Raw genomic sequence first — 13,802 nt, 5'->3', positions numbered from 1 at the left:
GACCCGGTGACGTTCATGCCTGTGCAGCCCGCAGCGTGCTCGGGGCAGGCGCGCTCTGCCAGCGGGTTTCCTTCGCGGTGCCGTCCAGGGCACACGTCCACAGCCGGCCGTCCGCGCCGACGGTCGCGGCCCACGCCCGCCCCCGCGCGTCCACCGCGACCGCGGGTGCGCCGGTGAACAGCGTCCCCGAGGCCGACCAGGCCGCCGCCTCCCCGGGCCGGTGCGCGTCGGTGATGCCGACCCGGCCCGTGTCGTCGCGGCGCAGCAGTTGCAGGCGGCCGTCGCGGAGCAGCCCGGCCACCGCGCCGGTGCCCCCTCCGGCGGGCACGGTGATTCCGGCACCGCCCTGCAGCACGGTGAGCGTCGCCCCGTCGGCGTGCCCGACCAGCACCGGGCCGTCCGCGCCGGTGGCGGTGCGGGCCGCCGACAACGCGCCGTCCATCACCCCCCGCAGCAGCACCTCCGGCTCGCCGAAGCGGCCCGCCGGGCTGTCCCGCCGCCAGCACAGCAGCTCGTCGTCGGTCACCGCGTACAGCTCGGTGCGCGGGCCGTCCGTCACCGCGACCAGCGCGTCACGGATGCCTCTGCCGCCCAGGCGGATCCACGGACCCCAGCGCCCGTCGGCGGTCCGGGTGCGCAACGCGGCCCCGCGGTCGAAATCGCGCGTGAACACGCTCAGGCCGCCGCCGACGTCGGCCACCGCGACCGGCATGCCGACCTCCCGGGCCCGCACCGGGTCGCCGCCCGCGTCCGGGTTGCCCAGCTCCGCCCAGGTGACCGGGCCGCCGGGGGCGGCCTGCTCGCCGTGCACCACGGCCAGGCGCGGGCCGGCGACGGCCAGGTCCTGGCGTACGCCGAACAGGTGCACCCGGCCGTCCGGGGCGGGCACCGCGCACAGGTGGGGGAGCAGGTTCTCGCCGCCCACGGGCTCCGGCGCGGACCAGCCGCCGGGATCCGCGCCGCGCCGCCACATCAGCGCCGTCCCGCCGAACACCGCGAAGGCGGCCAGCCCGTCGGCGTACGGGATCAGCCACGTGGTGCCGCCCGGGTGCCGGTGGGTCTGGCTGCGGCCGTAGCGCTTGGCCCGCGCCCGTGTGCCCACCTGCAGGTCGCCGCAGCCGTAGGGCACCGCGCAGGGGTGCTCGTCGGCCCAGCCGTAGACGTCCAGATAGGAGAATTTGCGCTCGTACACGGCCGGGCTGAGGTTGCGCGGCCAGTACTTGTTGAAGTAGCCGCGGTAGCTCTGCACCTGCACCGCCTCGCCGGCCCGCCGGTGGCGGCGCACCGCCTCGAACGCGAACCATGCCGCGTACAGGTGGTCGGTGTGGTCGGAGTAGTCGACGTCGCCCTCGGCGTAGTTCAGGTGCTCCGGCGCCGGGTCCAGGGTGCGCACCACCGTCGGCTCGGCCGTGTCCAGCAGCGAGGCCAGGATGGCGAGCACCTCGTCGCGGGTCAGCTCCCCGGCCGCGGGCAGCGGGCTGTCGGTGGGCCGCAGGTAGGGCTGCGCGTCGCGGCGGCCGTCCCACAGCCACTCCAGCCGGTTCGCGCCGCCCCCGCTCAGCGGCGCCCGCAGGTTCAGGAACGCCAGCGTGACGTGCGGGGCGGCGGCCAGCGTCGCGGTTTCGAACACCGCGTCGCCGACGTGGCGGACCTCGCGCCGCCACGCGCTGTCGGAGTTCCCGGTCGCCATCGCCGCGTATGCCGACCGGATGCCGTACTGCCGCGCCGCGGCGTACCCCTCGAAGTCGGGTTTCGGCTTGCGGCCGGCGCCGAGCGGCGCGTTGATCCCGTTGGCCTCGCCCGCGGTGAGGTAGACGCTGGTCACAGCGTTTCCGCTGTCCAGCGCCTGCATCACGTCCGGGTTGAGGAAGTACAGGTCGTCGTCGGGGTGTGCGCAGATGTTGAGGAACGCGGCCGGGCGCGGCGGTGCGCCCGCCGACCAGACCCGTTCCCAGGGCCGGGTCAGGCCCAGACCGATCACCCCGCCGCCGGCCAGCAGCAGGGCGCTGAGCGCCGTGCGCCGGTGCAAGGTCAACCGTCCTGTCGCGCGGCCGGCGGCTCCGGCAGCTCCCACGGCGCCGCCACCGGGTAGTAGGCCGTCAGGAAGTCGTGCAGCAACTGGTGCTGGCCCTGCCGCTGCTCTGGTGTGCCGTCCTCGTCGTTGACGCAGAAGACGTCGTGGGCGCGCCGGGCCAGCACCTGCGCCAGCTGCCGCTTCGCGTCCGACGCGGCCAGGCTCACGTACGTGCTGGTGATGCGGTCGATGGCGGCCCGGCCGGTGGCCAGCGCGTAGTAGTGGTACGCCGAGGACACCAGCGAGACGTCGGTCGGGTCCCGGAACCGGTTGCCCGCGGTGCGCTCCAGCTCCTCGGCGTACCTTTCGGACATCTCGGCCAGCACGTCGCGGCGCAGTGCGTGCGGCACGTGCTTCATCTTGTAGGTCAGGTGCCGGCCGAAGTCGCGCGCGATGAGCGCGCGGTTGTTCTTGCCCGCCACGGTGGGCGCCAGGTCGGCCGCGTCCGCGGGGCCCGGGTCGACCTTCCCGCGCGACGGGAACAGCTTGGACAGGCCGTTGGGCTGGAAGAACTTCAGCGCGTTGACCGGCCGGCCGACGAACACGTCGTCGTTGAAGTAGACGAACTGCTCGCTCAGCCCGTCGAGGTGATGCAGCCGGCTCTCGATCGCGTGCGAGTTGAACGTCGGCAGCCTGCCGTGGTCGCCGAACAGCTCCTTGTGGCTGACCACCCGCACCCGGTCGTGGCAGATGTCCAGCCAGGCCGGCACCTGATCGTCGGTGACCAGCCAGATCCGGCGCACCCACGGCGCGTACAGGTGCAGCGAGCGCATCGAGTAGCGCAGCTCGTCGTGGTTGGCGAACCGCGACTCCCCGGCCGCCTGGGCCGTCAGCGGCCGGTCCTGCTCGCCCAGCGCGGCGTCGCGGCGGGCCTGCCAGGCCGGGTCGCTGTCGTCGACCCAGGTGTAGACCACGTCGACCGGGAAGGTGATGTCGTCCAGCAGGGTGCCCGCGAACTCCGGCCGGGTCGGGCGCTGCGGCTGCCCCGGAACGTGCGCCGACGTCATCCGGGTGAAGTCGGCCTCGTCGAGCAGGAGCGACGGGCCGGTGGCGGTGACCCGGTCGGCGACGCGGTTGGGCCGGGGCGCGTGCAGCGGCCCCTCCGGGGTGCGTGACCACACCTCCAGGTCGCAGCCGTGCGCCTCGCCCAGCAGCAGCGCCCCCGACGGGTCGCAGACGTACTGGATCAGCCTGATCACCCGGTGTCCGGCCAGCGTGCGCCAGGCGTGGTTCGAGGTGGCGGGCATCGGGGTCTGCACGCCCTGGTCGGTCACCGCGGCGACGAACAGCGGCCGCCGCAGGGCCTCGCGGCGCAGCGCCGCCCACGCCTCGCGCCGCCCGCCCGACCCGATGGCCACCGCGGACGCCTTGTCGTCGTATCCGCGCACGCAGAAGTGATCGACGCCGGCGTCGCGCAGCACCGTCAGCACCGTCTCCAGGGCGAGCCGGCGCGCGGCCAGCGGCGTCGCCTCGGCCAGCGGCCGGGCCAGCACGGGCCCGTGCGCGGTAGGCACGAGCCGCAGCTCGGTGGTGTCGTAACGGCTGGTCAGATGCCAGCGCACCGCCGAACGCGCCCACCGTTGCGCCGGACCGCCCGCGCGTCCGGCACGCGGCAGGAGCAGGTCCACCGACCTGCGGGAGAGCGCCGCCATCGCGGCCGAGCGTCGGGGCACCTGGAAGATCACGCCGTAATAACGATCGTGACCTTGAAAGAGCGACTCCTCCGAACGGCCAACCTGTGCGTTCGTTGTGAGCGCAGCGCGCAGACCGCGGTCTGCGCGCCGGGGCCGGGCGGCGGCCGGGCCGACCCGGATGGCAGGGTGGGCCCATGCTTGACGCGACAGAGGTGGCCGAGGTCGAGCGCGCGGTGCGGCGCGTCGCCGAGGAGCAGATCCTGCCCAGGTTCGGCCGGCTGTCCGCGGCCGACATCGCGCACAAGTCCTCGGAGACGGACCTGGTCACCGTCGCCGACCGCGCCGCCGAGGAGGAACTGGCCAAGCACCTGACCGCGCTGGTCCCCGGCTCGGTCATGGTGGGCGAGGAGGGCGTCGCGGACGACCCGGCGCTGCTGGCCACGATCGACGGCGACGCCCCGGTGTGGATCGTGGACCCGATCGACGGCACGCACAACTTCGTCAGCGGCAGCCCCCGGTTCACCACGCTGGTGGCCCTGGCCCACCGCGGGCGGCTCCTGGCGTCGTGGACGTACGCGCCGGTGATGGACCTGATGGCGGTGGCCACCGCGGGCGGCGGGGCGTACGTGGACGGGCAGCGGGTGCGGGTGCGGCCCGTCGAGCCCGTGCTGCGCCACCTCGACGTCAGCGTCTCCCCGCCGATCTGGTGGAAGCCCGCGCAGCGCGCCGGCTTCCACCGGCTCAGCCGGCACGGGGTGGCGCTGTCCTTCTTCGACACCTCGGGGCTGGAGTACATCCAGCTCGCCAGCGGGCGGCGCACGGCGATGGTGCTCACCTGGGAGCTGCCCTGGGACCACGCGGCCGGGCTGCTGCTGCACGCCGAGGCCGGCGGCGTGGCCATGGCCGCCGACGGCAGCCCCTTCCGCATCGGCGGCGGCAACCCGCTGCCGTTCCTGGTCGCCCCTGACGCCGAGACGGCCAGGCTGGTGCTGTCGGCACTGATTCCCGCCGCGGACGGCCCGACCGGGTGACCCGCCGGACCCGGACGCGGACAACGCGGCCTCGGCCCGAGCCGCCGTTCCCGGTCTGCGAGGCCTTGGGCCTGCCACGGCCGAGTCCCCGTTCGGGTCAGCGGTCCGACAGGGCCACGGTGACCAGCCCGACCGTGGTCCAGTCGACGTCCGGGTCGGCCAGCAGCCGCCCGTAGGTGGTGAACTCCAGCGCCGTGTGCTCGCCGTCGGCGGCCACGCCGTGCCGCTGCGGGCCCGCCTCCAGCGCCGCCAGCTCGGCCCCGGTCAGCTCCACGCTGAACAGGTGCACCCGGTGCGCCGACACCGTCGCCGCGGGCTGGCGTACACCGTGCGAGCGCAGCCGCGCCGCGTCCACCCGCAGGCCCGTCTCCTCGGCCAGCTCCGCCAGCGCGACCTGCCGCGGATCCGCCGCGCCCGGCTGCGACCCGCCCGGCAACTCGTGCACGTGACCGTCACTCGTGACCGCGCTGGAGCGGAACTCGCGCACCAGCACGATCCGGGTCTCGGACATGCTGTCGGCGGGCAGGTAGGCGACCACCGCGCTGACGTCCGGGCGGCCGATCACCACCTCGTTGTCCTTGACCCGACCCTCCGCCGCAACCTCGACACCGACGTGCGCCGCCCACCAGAACGGCCGCCCGTCCACGCCCGGCCACGTCCACGCCACCTGCGCCGAGCGCAGCCGGTTGCCGGCCGCCTCCTGCCCGGCCAGCCAGGTCCGCACGCCTGCATCGCGCCACAGGGCCAGCGGCAGCTCACGGTGCGCGCCCGCGCGGTGGGCCCCGCCGCGCAGCTGCGCCAGCGCCGCGGCCAGGGCTTCGTCGAGGGTGTCGGCGACGGGCGCGCCGTGCAGCTGCGCGTAGTGGGACAGGTAGCGCATGCCGGGGGCGTCGGCGGGTGCGCCGAGCACCACCCGGCCGCTGGACTCCCAGCGCCCCCACTCGACGTTCGTGGTGAATCCGGGCAGTGTGGCCAGGTCGCGCGGCACCCAGAACAGCACCGTGTCGGACAGGTGCAGGCAGGAGTCCTCCCACTGCACCTGGTGCAGCCAGCCGTGCGGCATGCCGCCCTCGGGCCGCTCAGGCGCGAACACCACCAGCCGCCCAGGGCCCGTCCACAGCTGTGCCAGCAGGCGCAGGGCCTCCGGCCGCCAGGACGCCACGTCGGGTGAGCGGGGGGTCGGCCCGGCCAGGAACAGCGCCGCCTCCCAGGAGTCCGGGGGCGTCTCGCCTGCGTACACGGGGACGACCTCGCGCGTGATCTCCATGCCGGTGATCGTCCCATGCTCCACAGTGGCCGTCGGTAGGGTGGGCGGATGCGTGTGCGGCCGGTGACGCCTGAGGGCCTGGTGAGCGAGCTGGCCGAGCGGATCGCCAAGGTCTCGGAACCGGACGGGTGGACCCGGGTGGCGCTGGACGGCGCACCCGCGACCGGGCCGGACCGGCTGGCAGAAGCACTGGTCGTCCCGCTCCGCGCGCTCGGGCACGAGGTGCTGCACGTGCGGACTGCCGACTTCCTGCGCCCGAAGTCGGTGCGGCTGGAGTTCGGCCGCACCGACCCCGACGCCTACTACGAGGGCTGGTTCGACGAGGCCGGGCTGCGGCGGGAGGTGCTCGACCCGCTGGGGCCGGGCGGCACCGGACGGGTGCTGCCGACCCTGTGGGACGCGACCCGCGACCGGGCCACCCGGGCCGGCTACCTCACCCTGCCGCCGGGCGCGGTCCTGCTGCTCAGCGGGGACCTGCTGCTCGGCTCCGGGCTGCCGTTCGAGCTGGCCGCGCACCTGGTGATGTCTCCGGCGGCGCTGGCCCGGCACACCCCGCCCGAGCTGGCCTGGACCCTGCCCGCGTACGCCCGCTATGCCGCAGAGGTGGCCCCGCAGGCGTTCGCCGACGTGGTCGTGACGGTCAACGATCCGCGCCATCCCGCGATCATGTCTGTCGATTAGGCAGCGCCGTCCCGAGGCTGGGGCGCACGATGGCCCCAGGGGACTGGCTACAGGGGGTAGATCATGACCACGGCTAAGCAGATCATGCACCTGGGCGCGCAGTGCGTGCCCGAGAACGAGACACTGGCTCGCGCGGCCCAGCTGATGCGCGACATGGGCGTCGGCTCGCTGCCGGTCTGCGGTAGCGACGACAAGCTGCGGGGCATCATCACCGACCGCGACATCGTCATCAAGTGCATCGCGGCGGGCGGCGACCCGAACACGACGACCTGCAAGGAGATGGCCAAGGGCACGCCGATCTGGGTCGACGCCAAGGCCGACGAGGACGAGGTGCTCAAGTTGATGGAGCAGCACAAGATCCGCCGCGTACCGGTGATCGAGGACCACCAGATCATCGGCATGATCAGCGAGGCGGACCTGGCCCAGCACCTGTCGAACGAGAAGCTGGCGCATTTCGTCTCCACCATCACGGCGGCGCCGCCGACGCGCGGCTGACGCACGGGAAAGGGGCGCCCCGGCTGGGGCGCCCCTCGTGATGCGCGCGGGTCAGTGCGCGCCGACGCCGGTCAGCGAACGCACCTCGAGCTCGGCGTACTTCTGCGGGTCCGCGGGCTCGCGGGACATGATGGTGCCCAGCCAGCCGCAGAGGAAGCCGACCGGGATCGAGATGATGCCCGGGTTCGACAGCGGGAACCACTGCCAGTCCGAGTTCGGGAACATCGCGGTCGGGCTACCGGACACGACCGGCGAGAAGAACACCAGCACCACGGCGGTGATCAGGCCGCCGTAGATGGCCGCGGTCGCGCCCGCGGTGGTGAACCGCTTCCAGAACAGGGAGTACAGGATCGCGGGCAGGTTGCCCGAGGCCGCCACCGCGAAGGCCAGCGCGACGAGGAACGCCACGTTGAGGCTCTGCGCGAAGATGGCCAGCACGATCGCGACCGCGCCGATGGCGAACGCCGAGATGCGGGCCACCCGCACCTCACTGCCCTCGCTGACCTGGCCCTTGCGGATGACGCTGGCGTAGATGTCGTGCGCCAGCGAGCTGGACGAGGCCAGCGTCAGACCGGCGACGACGGCCAGGATGGTGGCGAACGCGACCGCCGCGATGATCGCCAGCATCGCCGCGCCGCCGTTCGCGCCGCCGAGGAACTTCTCGCCGAGCACCTGGGCCAGCTGCGGCGCCGCCGTGTTGCCGCCCTTGTCCTGCGCGGTGATCGCCTCGCCGCCGACCAGCGCCGCCGCGCCGAAGCCCAGCGCGAGGGTCATCAGGTAGAAGGTGCCGATGATGCCGATCGCCCACAGCACGCTCTTACGCGCGGCCTTGGAGTTGGGCACCGTGTAGAAGCGGATCAGGATGTGCGGCAGGCCGGCGGTGCCCAGCACCAGCGCGATGCCCAGCGACAGCAGGTCCATCTTGTTGTAGAAGGTCTGCGTCGCGTCCCCGGCCACTTCCTTGCCGTAGCGCAGGCCGGGTTCCAGGAACGCCGCACCCTTGCCGGACTTCGCCGCGGCCTCGCCGAGCAGCCCGGACAGGTCGAACTTGAACGCCGCCAGCACCAGGATCGTCATCACCGCGGCGCCGACCATCAGCAGGAACGCCTTGACGATCTGGACGTACGTGGTGCCCTTCATGCCGCCCACGGTCACGTACACGATCATCAGGATGCCGATGAAGATGATCGTGGCGATCTTCGCGGTGTCGGCGTCCATGCCCAGGAAGTGCGCCCCGGGTTTGATGCCCAGCAGCAGCGCCACCAGCGCGCCCGCGCCGACCATCTGGGCCAGCAGGTAGAAGATCGACACCACGATGGTGGAGATCGAGGCGGCCACGCGCACCGGCGTCTGGCGCATCCGGAACGCCAGTACGTCGGCCATCGTGTACTTGCCCGAGTTGCGCAGCAGCTCCGCGACCAGCAGCAGGGCCACGAGCCAGGCGACCAGGAAGCCGATCGAGTACAGGAAGCCGTCGTAGCCCGACAGCGCGATGATGCCGGCGATGCCGAGGAAGCTCGCCGCCGACATGTAGTCGCCGCCGATCGCCATGCCGTTGGAGAAGCCGGAGAACGACCGGCCACCGGCGTAGAAGTCGGTCGCCGTCTTCGTCTGCCGGCTGGCCCAGATCGTGATGGCCAGCGTGAACAGCACGAAGACCACGAACAGGACGATGGTCAGGGTACGGGCGCTCATGCCTTCTCCTCGCTTCGCTCGTCGGCGGCACGAGTGGCCGACAACATGATTCGCTCGCTGCGCTCGTTCATGCCTTGACCTCCTCGGGCTGCGGGTCGGCGTCGAACTCGCCGGCCTGGATGCGCGTGTTGAGGTCCTCGGCGACCGGGTCGAGCTTGCGGTCGGCGTAGCGGGCGTACAGCCAGGCGATGAGGAACGTCGTCACGAACTGCAGCAGGCCGAAGACGAGCGCCACGTTGATGTTGCCGAACAGGATCGTGCCCATGAAGTCGCGCGCGTACGCCGACAGGATCACGTACAGGGCGTACCAGCTGAAGAACGCGATCGTCATCGGGAACACGAAGCGCCGCAGCGAGCGGCGCAGCCCGGCGAACTCGGGGCTTTCCGCGATGCGCTCGTAGCGGTCCGGAGCGTCGGTGCTCATATATCACCAGCCTCGGTTTGGGGAGGGTGCGACTTGGCGCGCCGCCGGGAGTGTGCGGCGCGCCACAGTGCGGTTGCCCGCAGGCTAGGGACCGGTGTGTCGATCTGTGAACCGGCCGAAGCGGACATGCGCGGCGTTCGCGCCGAGCGGTCGCCCGTACGCGCCCAGCGGCGCATGCCGGCGCGCCGAACGGCAGCGCTCCCACCCCGACCGGCGTCGAGAACGGCGCGGCGGCCCCGTCCTGCATGAGCCGCCTCCCGTAGCCGTTCGTGCCGGCTCCAGTGCCCCCGGACCAGGCCTTATAGCATTGCGGGGTGAGCCGAGAGGTCGAGGAGCTGAACCGGCGCCTGCTCCGGGCCCGCGATGCGATGGACCGCGCCTACGCCCAGCCCCTCGACGTTCGTGCCGTCGCGGCCGTGGCCCACCTCTCGCCGGCGCACTTCAGCCGCTGCTTTCGCAACACGTTCGGCGAGACGCCGCACCGCTACCTGCAGCGGCGACGTGTGGAGCGCTCGATGTCCCTGCTGCGGGAGACCGGTCGCAGCGTCACCGACGTCTGCTTCGATGTCGGCTTCGCCAGCCTGGGGACCTTCAGCCGCACGTTCCGGGAGATCGTCGGGCAGACGCCGTCGGAATACCGCAGCGGCCACGGACCGGTGGGCGTGCCCAACTGTGCCCTGATGGCCAACACCCGACCTCGGGCGGCAGCTGCCTCGGCCGCGGCCTGATCGAGCAGTTCTGGATAAGCCGAGGCCGACTCCTTTCGCCTAGCCTGGCGAAACGTCGATCACCGCACCGAGGGGAACCGAATATGATCACGAAGCTGAACGTCGCGTCCATCTATGTGCTCGACAAGGACGAGGCGCTGGATTTCTACGTCGACAAGCTCGGCCTCGAGAAGGGCAATGACGTCCAGCAGGGTTCCTACCGCTGGCTGACCGTCCGCGTCCCCGGCGCCGAGGGCACCGAGATCGCCCTGGAGCAGCCGGGTGCGCCACTGCACGACGAAGCGACGGCCGCGCAGCTTCGAGAGCTGATCACGAAGGGGGCGCTGACCGGCCTCGTCCTCAGCACCGACGACGTGCGGGGACTGTACGAGAACCTCAAGGCGGGCGGCTTCACCGATTTCACCCAGGAGCCGACCGAGCACTTCTACGGCACCGACATGGGCATCCGCGACCCGTTCGGCAACCCTGTCCGGATCCTCCAGCAGGGCAATCCCTCCTGAGACGCGCACCACCACAGCCGGTATCCAGGCGTTGTCGGGTCACCTGACTCCCGGTCGCGGCAGGGACTGCACGAGGGAGTTCGACCCCGTCAGCCCCAGTGCTGCTTGGCCGGGCGGATGAGGCGGTCCTTGAGGACGCGGGTGTGGCGGCGGGCGACCGGGAGCTGGTGGCCGCCGATGGTGACGACGTATCCGGAGCCGGTCAGCCGCAGCTCGGTGACCAGGTCCAGGCGGACCAGGTAGGAGCGGTGGATGCGCAGGAAACCGGCGTCGGTCCAGCGCTCCTCGAGCTGCGTCAGAGACACGCGCACCAGGTGCGAGCCGTCGGTGGTGTGCAGGCGGGCGTAGTCGCCCTGCGCCTCCACCCAGCACACCGTCGAGCGCGGCAGCAGCCGCACCACGCCGCCCAGCTCCACCGGGATCATCGGATCCCCGCCGGCCGGGCTCGCCTCGGGCGGGGTCGCGGGCCGGTCCTCGACGGCGGCGCGCTCCGACAGCACCCGGCGCAGCGACTCGGCGATGCGCTCGGCGCGCACGGGCTTGCGTACGTAGTCGACGACGCCCAGGTCGAAGGCGTCCGCGGCCCGGTCGTCGTACGCGGTGACGAAGACGACGGCGGGGGAGCGGGCGAAGCGCTGCAGCACCCGGGCCAGGTCCATGCCGTCCAGGCCCGGCATGCGGATGTCGAGGAACGCCACGTCCACGTCGTTCTCGTGCAGCACCCGCAGCGCCTCGGCGGCGTCGGCGGCACTGTGCACGTACTCCACCCGCGGGTCGTTGCGCAGCAGGTAGAGCAGCTCGTCCAGGGCCGGGGGCTCGTCGTCGACGGCCAGCACCCGCAGCCGCGGCGGCACGGCTGGACGGCCGGTCATGCCCGCCTCCCGTCGCGCCCGGCGGCGGGGCGCGCGCTCGTGGCCGGCTCGCTCATGACCGCGCCACCGCGGAACTTGGGGATGCGCAGGCTCACCCGCGTGCCGGCCTGCGGCGCCGTCTCCACGACCAGGCCGTACGCGTCGCCGAACACCGCCCGCAGCCGGTCGTCCACATTGCTCAGCCCGACGTGCTGCCCGCCGTCGCCGTCGGCCGTGCCGTCACCGTCCAGCAGCACCGCAGGATCCATGCCCACGCCGTCGTCCTCCACGATGATCTCGCAGTCCGCGCCCGCGTCCGCGGCGATGATCCGGATCGTGCCCACCCCGGGCTTCGGGTGCAGCCCGTGCCGCACCGCGTTCTCCACCAGCGGCTGCAGGCACAGGAACGGCACCTCCACCGGCAGCACCTCGGGCGCGACCCGCAGCCGCACCTGCAGCCGCTCGCCGAACCGGGCACGTTCGATGGTCAGGTAGCGGTCGATCGAGCGCAGCTCCTCGGCGAGCGTGGTGAACTCCCCGTGCGCCCGGAACGAGTACCGGGTGAACTCGGCGAACTCCAGGATCAGCTCCCGGGCCCGCTCGGGGTCGGTGCGCACGAACGAGGCGATCGCGGTCAGCGCGTTGTAGACGAAATGGGGGCTGATCTGCGCCCGCAGCGCCCGCACCTCGGCGCGCGCCGACCGGGCCCGCTCCTCCTGCAACTCGGCCAGCTCCAGCTGCAACCCGACCCAGTGCGCGGTCTCCAGCACCACCCGGACCAGGCCGGGTGTCGGTCGCGCCTCGGTCACGGCGACCAGCGCGGCGCCCGTACCCCCGTCGGGTTTGGACACCGGTGCCGCGACCGCACCGCGCACCGGGCAGTCCAGCCGCACGCACGTCAGCTCCTGCGGCCGCAGCAGCACCGGCCGCCCGCTGGACAGCGCCCGCTGCGCCGCGGCCAGCAGCGCCTCGCGGTGGTGGCCGCCCGCCCCGTCGTGGGCCAGGAAACCGGTACCGTCGGCCAGCGCCAGCCCGGCCGCGCCGACCAGGGTGCGCAGATGCTTCAGCGCCGCCGCCGCGGTCTCGTCCCGCAGGCCCTGCCGCAGCGGCTCGCTGGCCAGCGTCGCCAGGTGCAGCACCTGGTACGTGGCGCGCTCCTCCGGCGTGACGACCCTGCGCCGGCCGCGCATCATCACCACCGCGGTCGCGGCGATGACGGCCGCCACGGCGGCGGCGCCCAGCGCTGGGTACATGGCTGCGATCGTGCCACGCCCCGCCGCCGCACTCCACCCCACCGGTTCCCGCGAGACCATCGGACCTGCCAGGCAGCTGTGCGTATCTCGAGCCGCGATACGGCCGGTCGCCTGACAAGTCCGATGATCAGTGCGCCTCGCGCAGCCGTCCCCCGACGGGGGAATAACGGGCTGCGGTGCAGGTCGGGTCGGTGCGAGGATCCTGCGATGGCAGTGGCTAGCGGGGTACGCATCGGGTAGGCGGACGTGCCGGAGCACGTCCGCACGCAAGTGGAGACGATTCTCGGCGACCGGGTCGTGGAAGCGGTTTCGCAGCAGGGCGGCTTCTCGCCGGGCACCGCCGACCGGGTCCGCACCGCCGCGGGCCGTCGTGCCTTCGTCAAGGCCGTCAGCCCTGCACAGAACGAGCGCACCGTGCAGCTGCACCGCCAGGAGGCGGTGGTCAGCGGCGCACTGCCGCCGGACGTGCCCGCGCCGCGGCTGCTCGGCTGCCACGACGACGGCGAGTGGATCGCCCTGGTGCTGGAGGATGTCGAGGGCCGTCACCCGACGACGCCGTGGATCCGGTCCGAACTCGACGCCGTGCTCGCCACACTGGGCGCGCTCGCGGTGGGCACGACGCCGTGCCCGATGCCGGAGCTGCCGACGGTGGCCGCCTCCATCGGCAGGGATCTGTCCGGGTGGGAGCGGCTGGCCGCCGATACGCCCGGCGACCTCGACCCGTGGGCCGCCGCGCGCCTGCCCGAGCTGGTCGCGCTGGGTGCCGCGGGGGTGGCCGCGCTGGCGGGTGACACCGTCGTGCATACCGACCTGCGCGCAGACAACCTGCTCGTCGGGCCGGACGGCAGGGTCACCGTGGTCGACTGGCCGTGGGCCTGTGTCGGCCCGGCCTGGCTGGACACTGCGATGATCATGGTGAACGTGAACCTGTTCGGCGGCCACGACGTGGACGCGCTGCTGGCCGAGCACGCCCACCCGCTCGGTGCGCGATCGGCGGACCTGACCGCCCTGCTCGCCGGGATGACCGGCTACTTCCTCGACGCCTGCCGTAACCCCGCCCCGCCCGGACTGCCGACGGTCCGCGCCTTCCAGCGCGCCCAGGGCGAGGCGTCGCTGCGCTGGCTCCGTTCCCGAATCGAAGCCGGCCTGGCGTAATTCCCGATGCCGCC

13 protein-coding genes are annotated in these 13,802 nt (G+C 72.9%); 6 read left to right on the top strand and 7 right to left on the bottom strand.

The genetic code is table 11. The features are described from left to right. Positions 1-13 precede the first annotated feature (13 nt). Both FLL47_RS36305 and FLL47_RS36300 read right to left on the bottom strand, forming a co-directional pair. Positions 14-2,029, bottom strand: a complete 2,016-nt coding sequence (locus tag FLL47_RS36305; protein ID WP_186316122.1) for a PIG-L family deacetylase — start codon at positions 2,027-2,029, stop codon at positions 14-16. A gap of 2 nt (positions 2,030-2,031) precedes the next feature. Further along, a complete protein-coding gene (locus FLL47_RS36300) occupies positions 2,032-3,759 on the bottom strand; it encodes a stealth family protein (protein ID WP_144127189.1) in 1,728 nt (575 codons plus the stop codon). A gap of 143 nt (positions 3,760-3,902) precedes the next feature. On the opposite strand from FLL47_RS36300, the gene FLL47_RS36295 reads away from it, so the two are divergent. Then, positions 3,903-4,739 carry an inositol monophosphatase family protein gene (locus tag FLL47_RS36295; protein WP_144127188.1) on the top strand — a complete coding sequence of 279 codons (837 nt, stop codon included), beginning with the start codon at positions 3,903-3,905 and terminating at the stop codon, positions 4,737-4,739. A gap of 97 nt (positions 4,740-4,836) precedes the next feature. Here the strand turns inward: FLL47_RS36295 and FLL47_RS43765 are convergent, their stop codons facing one another. After that, complete coding sequence (locus tag FLL47_RS43765) at positions 4,837-6,006, bottom strand: nucleoside 2-deoxyribosyltransferase domain-containing protein (RefSeq protein WP_222106366.1); 1,170 nt, start codon at positions 6,004-6,006, stop codon at positions 4,837-4,839. A 48-nt stretch (positions 6,007-6,054) separates the two neighbouring features. Here FLL47_RS43765 and FLL47_RS36285 point away from each other — a divergent pair, with 48 nt between their 5' ends. Both FLL47_RS36285 and FLL47_RS36280 read left to right on the top strand, forming a co-directional pair. Next, the gene (locus FLL47_RS36285) at positions 6,055-6,687 is read left to right on the top strand and encodes a nucleoside/nucleotide kinase family protein (protein ID WP_144127187.1); all 633 of its coding nucleotides are present in this window, start codon (positions 6,055-6,057) and stop codon (positions 6,685-6,687) included. A gap of 63 nt (positions 6,688-6,750) precedes the next feature. After that, positions 6,751-7,182, top strand: coding sequence for a CBS domain-containing protein (locus FLL47_RS36280; RefSeq protein ID WP_144127186.1), 432 nt, complete (start codon positions 6,751-6,753; stop codon positions 7,180-7,182). Between the two features lie 51 nt (positions 7,183-7,233). Here FLL47_RS36280 and FLL47_RS36275 read toward each other — a convergent pair whose 3' ends face one another. Together FLL47_RS36275 and FLL47_RS36270 are read right to left on the bottom strand one after the other, a co-directional pair. Then, entirely contained in the window at positions 7,234-8,877 is a 1,644-nt protein-coding gene (locus tag FLL47_RS36275) for a solute symporter family protein (RefSeq protein ID WP_144127185.1), read from the bottom strand. A 67-nt stretch (positions 8,878-8,944) separates the two neighbouring features. Beyond that, entirely contained in the window at positions 8,945-9,301 is a 357-nt protein-coding gene (locus FLL47_RS36270; protein ID WP_144127184.1) for a DUF485 domain-containing protein, read from the bottom strand. Positions 9,302-9,615: 314 nt separating this feature from the next. Here FLL47_RS36270 and FLL47_RS36265 point away from each other — a divergent pair, with 314 nt between their 5' ends. After that, entirely contained in the window at positions 9,616-10,029 is a 414-nt protein-coding gene (locus FLL47_RS36265; protein ID WP_144127183.1) for a helix-turn-helix transcriptional regulator, read from the top strand. A gap of 83 nt (positions 10,030-10,112) precedes the next feature. Next, the gene (locus FLL47_RS36260) at positions 10,113-10,529 is read left to right on the top strand and encodes a VOC family protein (RefSeq protein ID WP_144127182.1); all 417 of its coding nucleotides are present in this window, start codon (positions 10,113-10,115) and stop codon (positions 10,527-10,529) included. A gap of 89 nt (positions 10,530-10,618) precedes the next feature. Here FLL47_RS36260 and FLL47_RS36255 read toward each other — a convergent pair whose 3' ends face one another. Beyond that, entirely contained in the window at positions 10,619-11,401 is a 783-nt protein-coding gene (locus FLL47_RS36255; RefSeq protein ID WP_144127181.1) for a LytR/AlgR family response regulator transcription factor, read from the bottom strand. Then, entirely contained in the window at positions 11,398-12,633 is a 1,236-nt protein-coding gene (locus FLL47_RS36250; protein ID WP_144127180.1) for a sensor histidine kinase, read from the bottom strand. Before FLL47_RS36250 ends, FLL47_RS36255 begins: the two co-directional genes overlap by 4 nt. Positions 12,634-12,879: 246 nt before the next feature. Between FLL47_RS36250 and FLL47_RS36245 the strand changes: the two genes are divergently transcribed. Then, entirely contained in the window at positions 12,880-13,788 is a 909-nt protein-coding gene (locus FLL47_RS36245; protein WP_144127179.1) for a phosphotransferase, read from the top strand. Positions 13,789-13,802: the final 14 nt, after the last annotated feature.

This window comes from Catellatospora sichuanensis (genome assembly GCF_007483665.1).
GTDB classification, from domain to species: domain Bacteria; phylum Actinomycetota; class Actinomycetes; order Mycobacteriales; family Micromonosporaceae; genus Catellatospora; species Catellatospora sichuanensis.
The sequence above is the reverse complement of the archived record's forward strand: the minus strand, read 5'-3'. Positions and strand labels throughout refer to the sequence as shown.

What these genes read in the sequence shown, in the direction of transcription:
- FLL47_RS36295 (WP_144127188.1), top strand. Translation starts at nt 3,903, where the DNA reads ATGCTTGACGCGACAGAGGTGGCCGAGGTCGAGCGCGCGGTGCGGCGC.
- FLL47_RS43765 (WP_222106366.1), bottom strand. Translation starts at nt 6,006, where the DNA reads ATGGAGATCACGCGCGAGGTCGTCCCCGTGTACGCAGGCGAGACGCCC.
- FLL47_RS36285 (WP_144127187.1), top strand. Translation starts at nt 6,055, where the DNA reads ATGCGTGTGCGGCCGGTGACGCCTGAGGGCCTGGTGAGCGAGCTGGCC.
- FLL47_RS36280 (WP_144127186.1), top strand. Translation starts at nt 6,751, where the DNA reads ATGACCACGGCTAAGCAGATCATGCACCTGGGCGCGCAGTGCGTGCCC.
- FLL47_RS36275 (WP_144127185.1), bottom strand. Translation starts at nt 8,877, where the DNA reads ATGAGCGCCCGTACCCTGACCATCGTCCTGTTCGTGGTCTTCGTGCTG.
- FLL47_RS36270 (WP_144127184.1), bottom strand. Translation starts at nt 9,301, where the DNA reads ATGAGCACCGACGCTCCGGACCGCTACGAGCGCATCGCGGAAAGCCCC.
- FLL47_RS36260 (WP_144127182.1), top strand. Translation starts at nt 10,113, where the DNA reads ATGATCACGAAGCTGAACGTCGCGTCCATCTATGTGCTCGACAAGGAC.
- FLL47_RS36255 (WP_144127181.1), bottom strand. Translation starts at nt 11,401, where the DNA reads ATGACCGGCCGTCCAGCCGTGCCGCCGCGGCTGCGGGTGCTGGCCGTC.
- FLL47_RS36250 (WP_144127180.1), bottom strand. Translation starts at nt 12,633, where the DNA reads ATGTACCCAGCGCTGGGCGCCGCCGCCGTGGCGGCCGTCATCGCCGCG.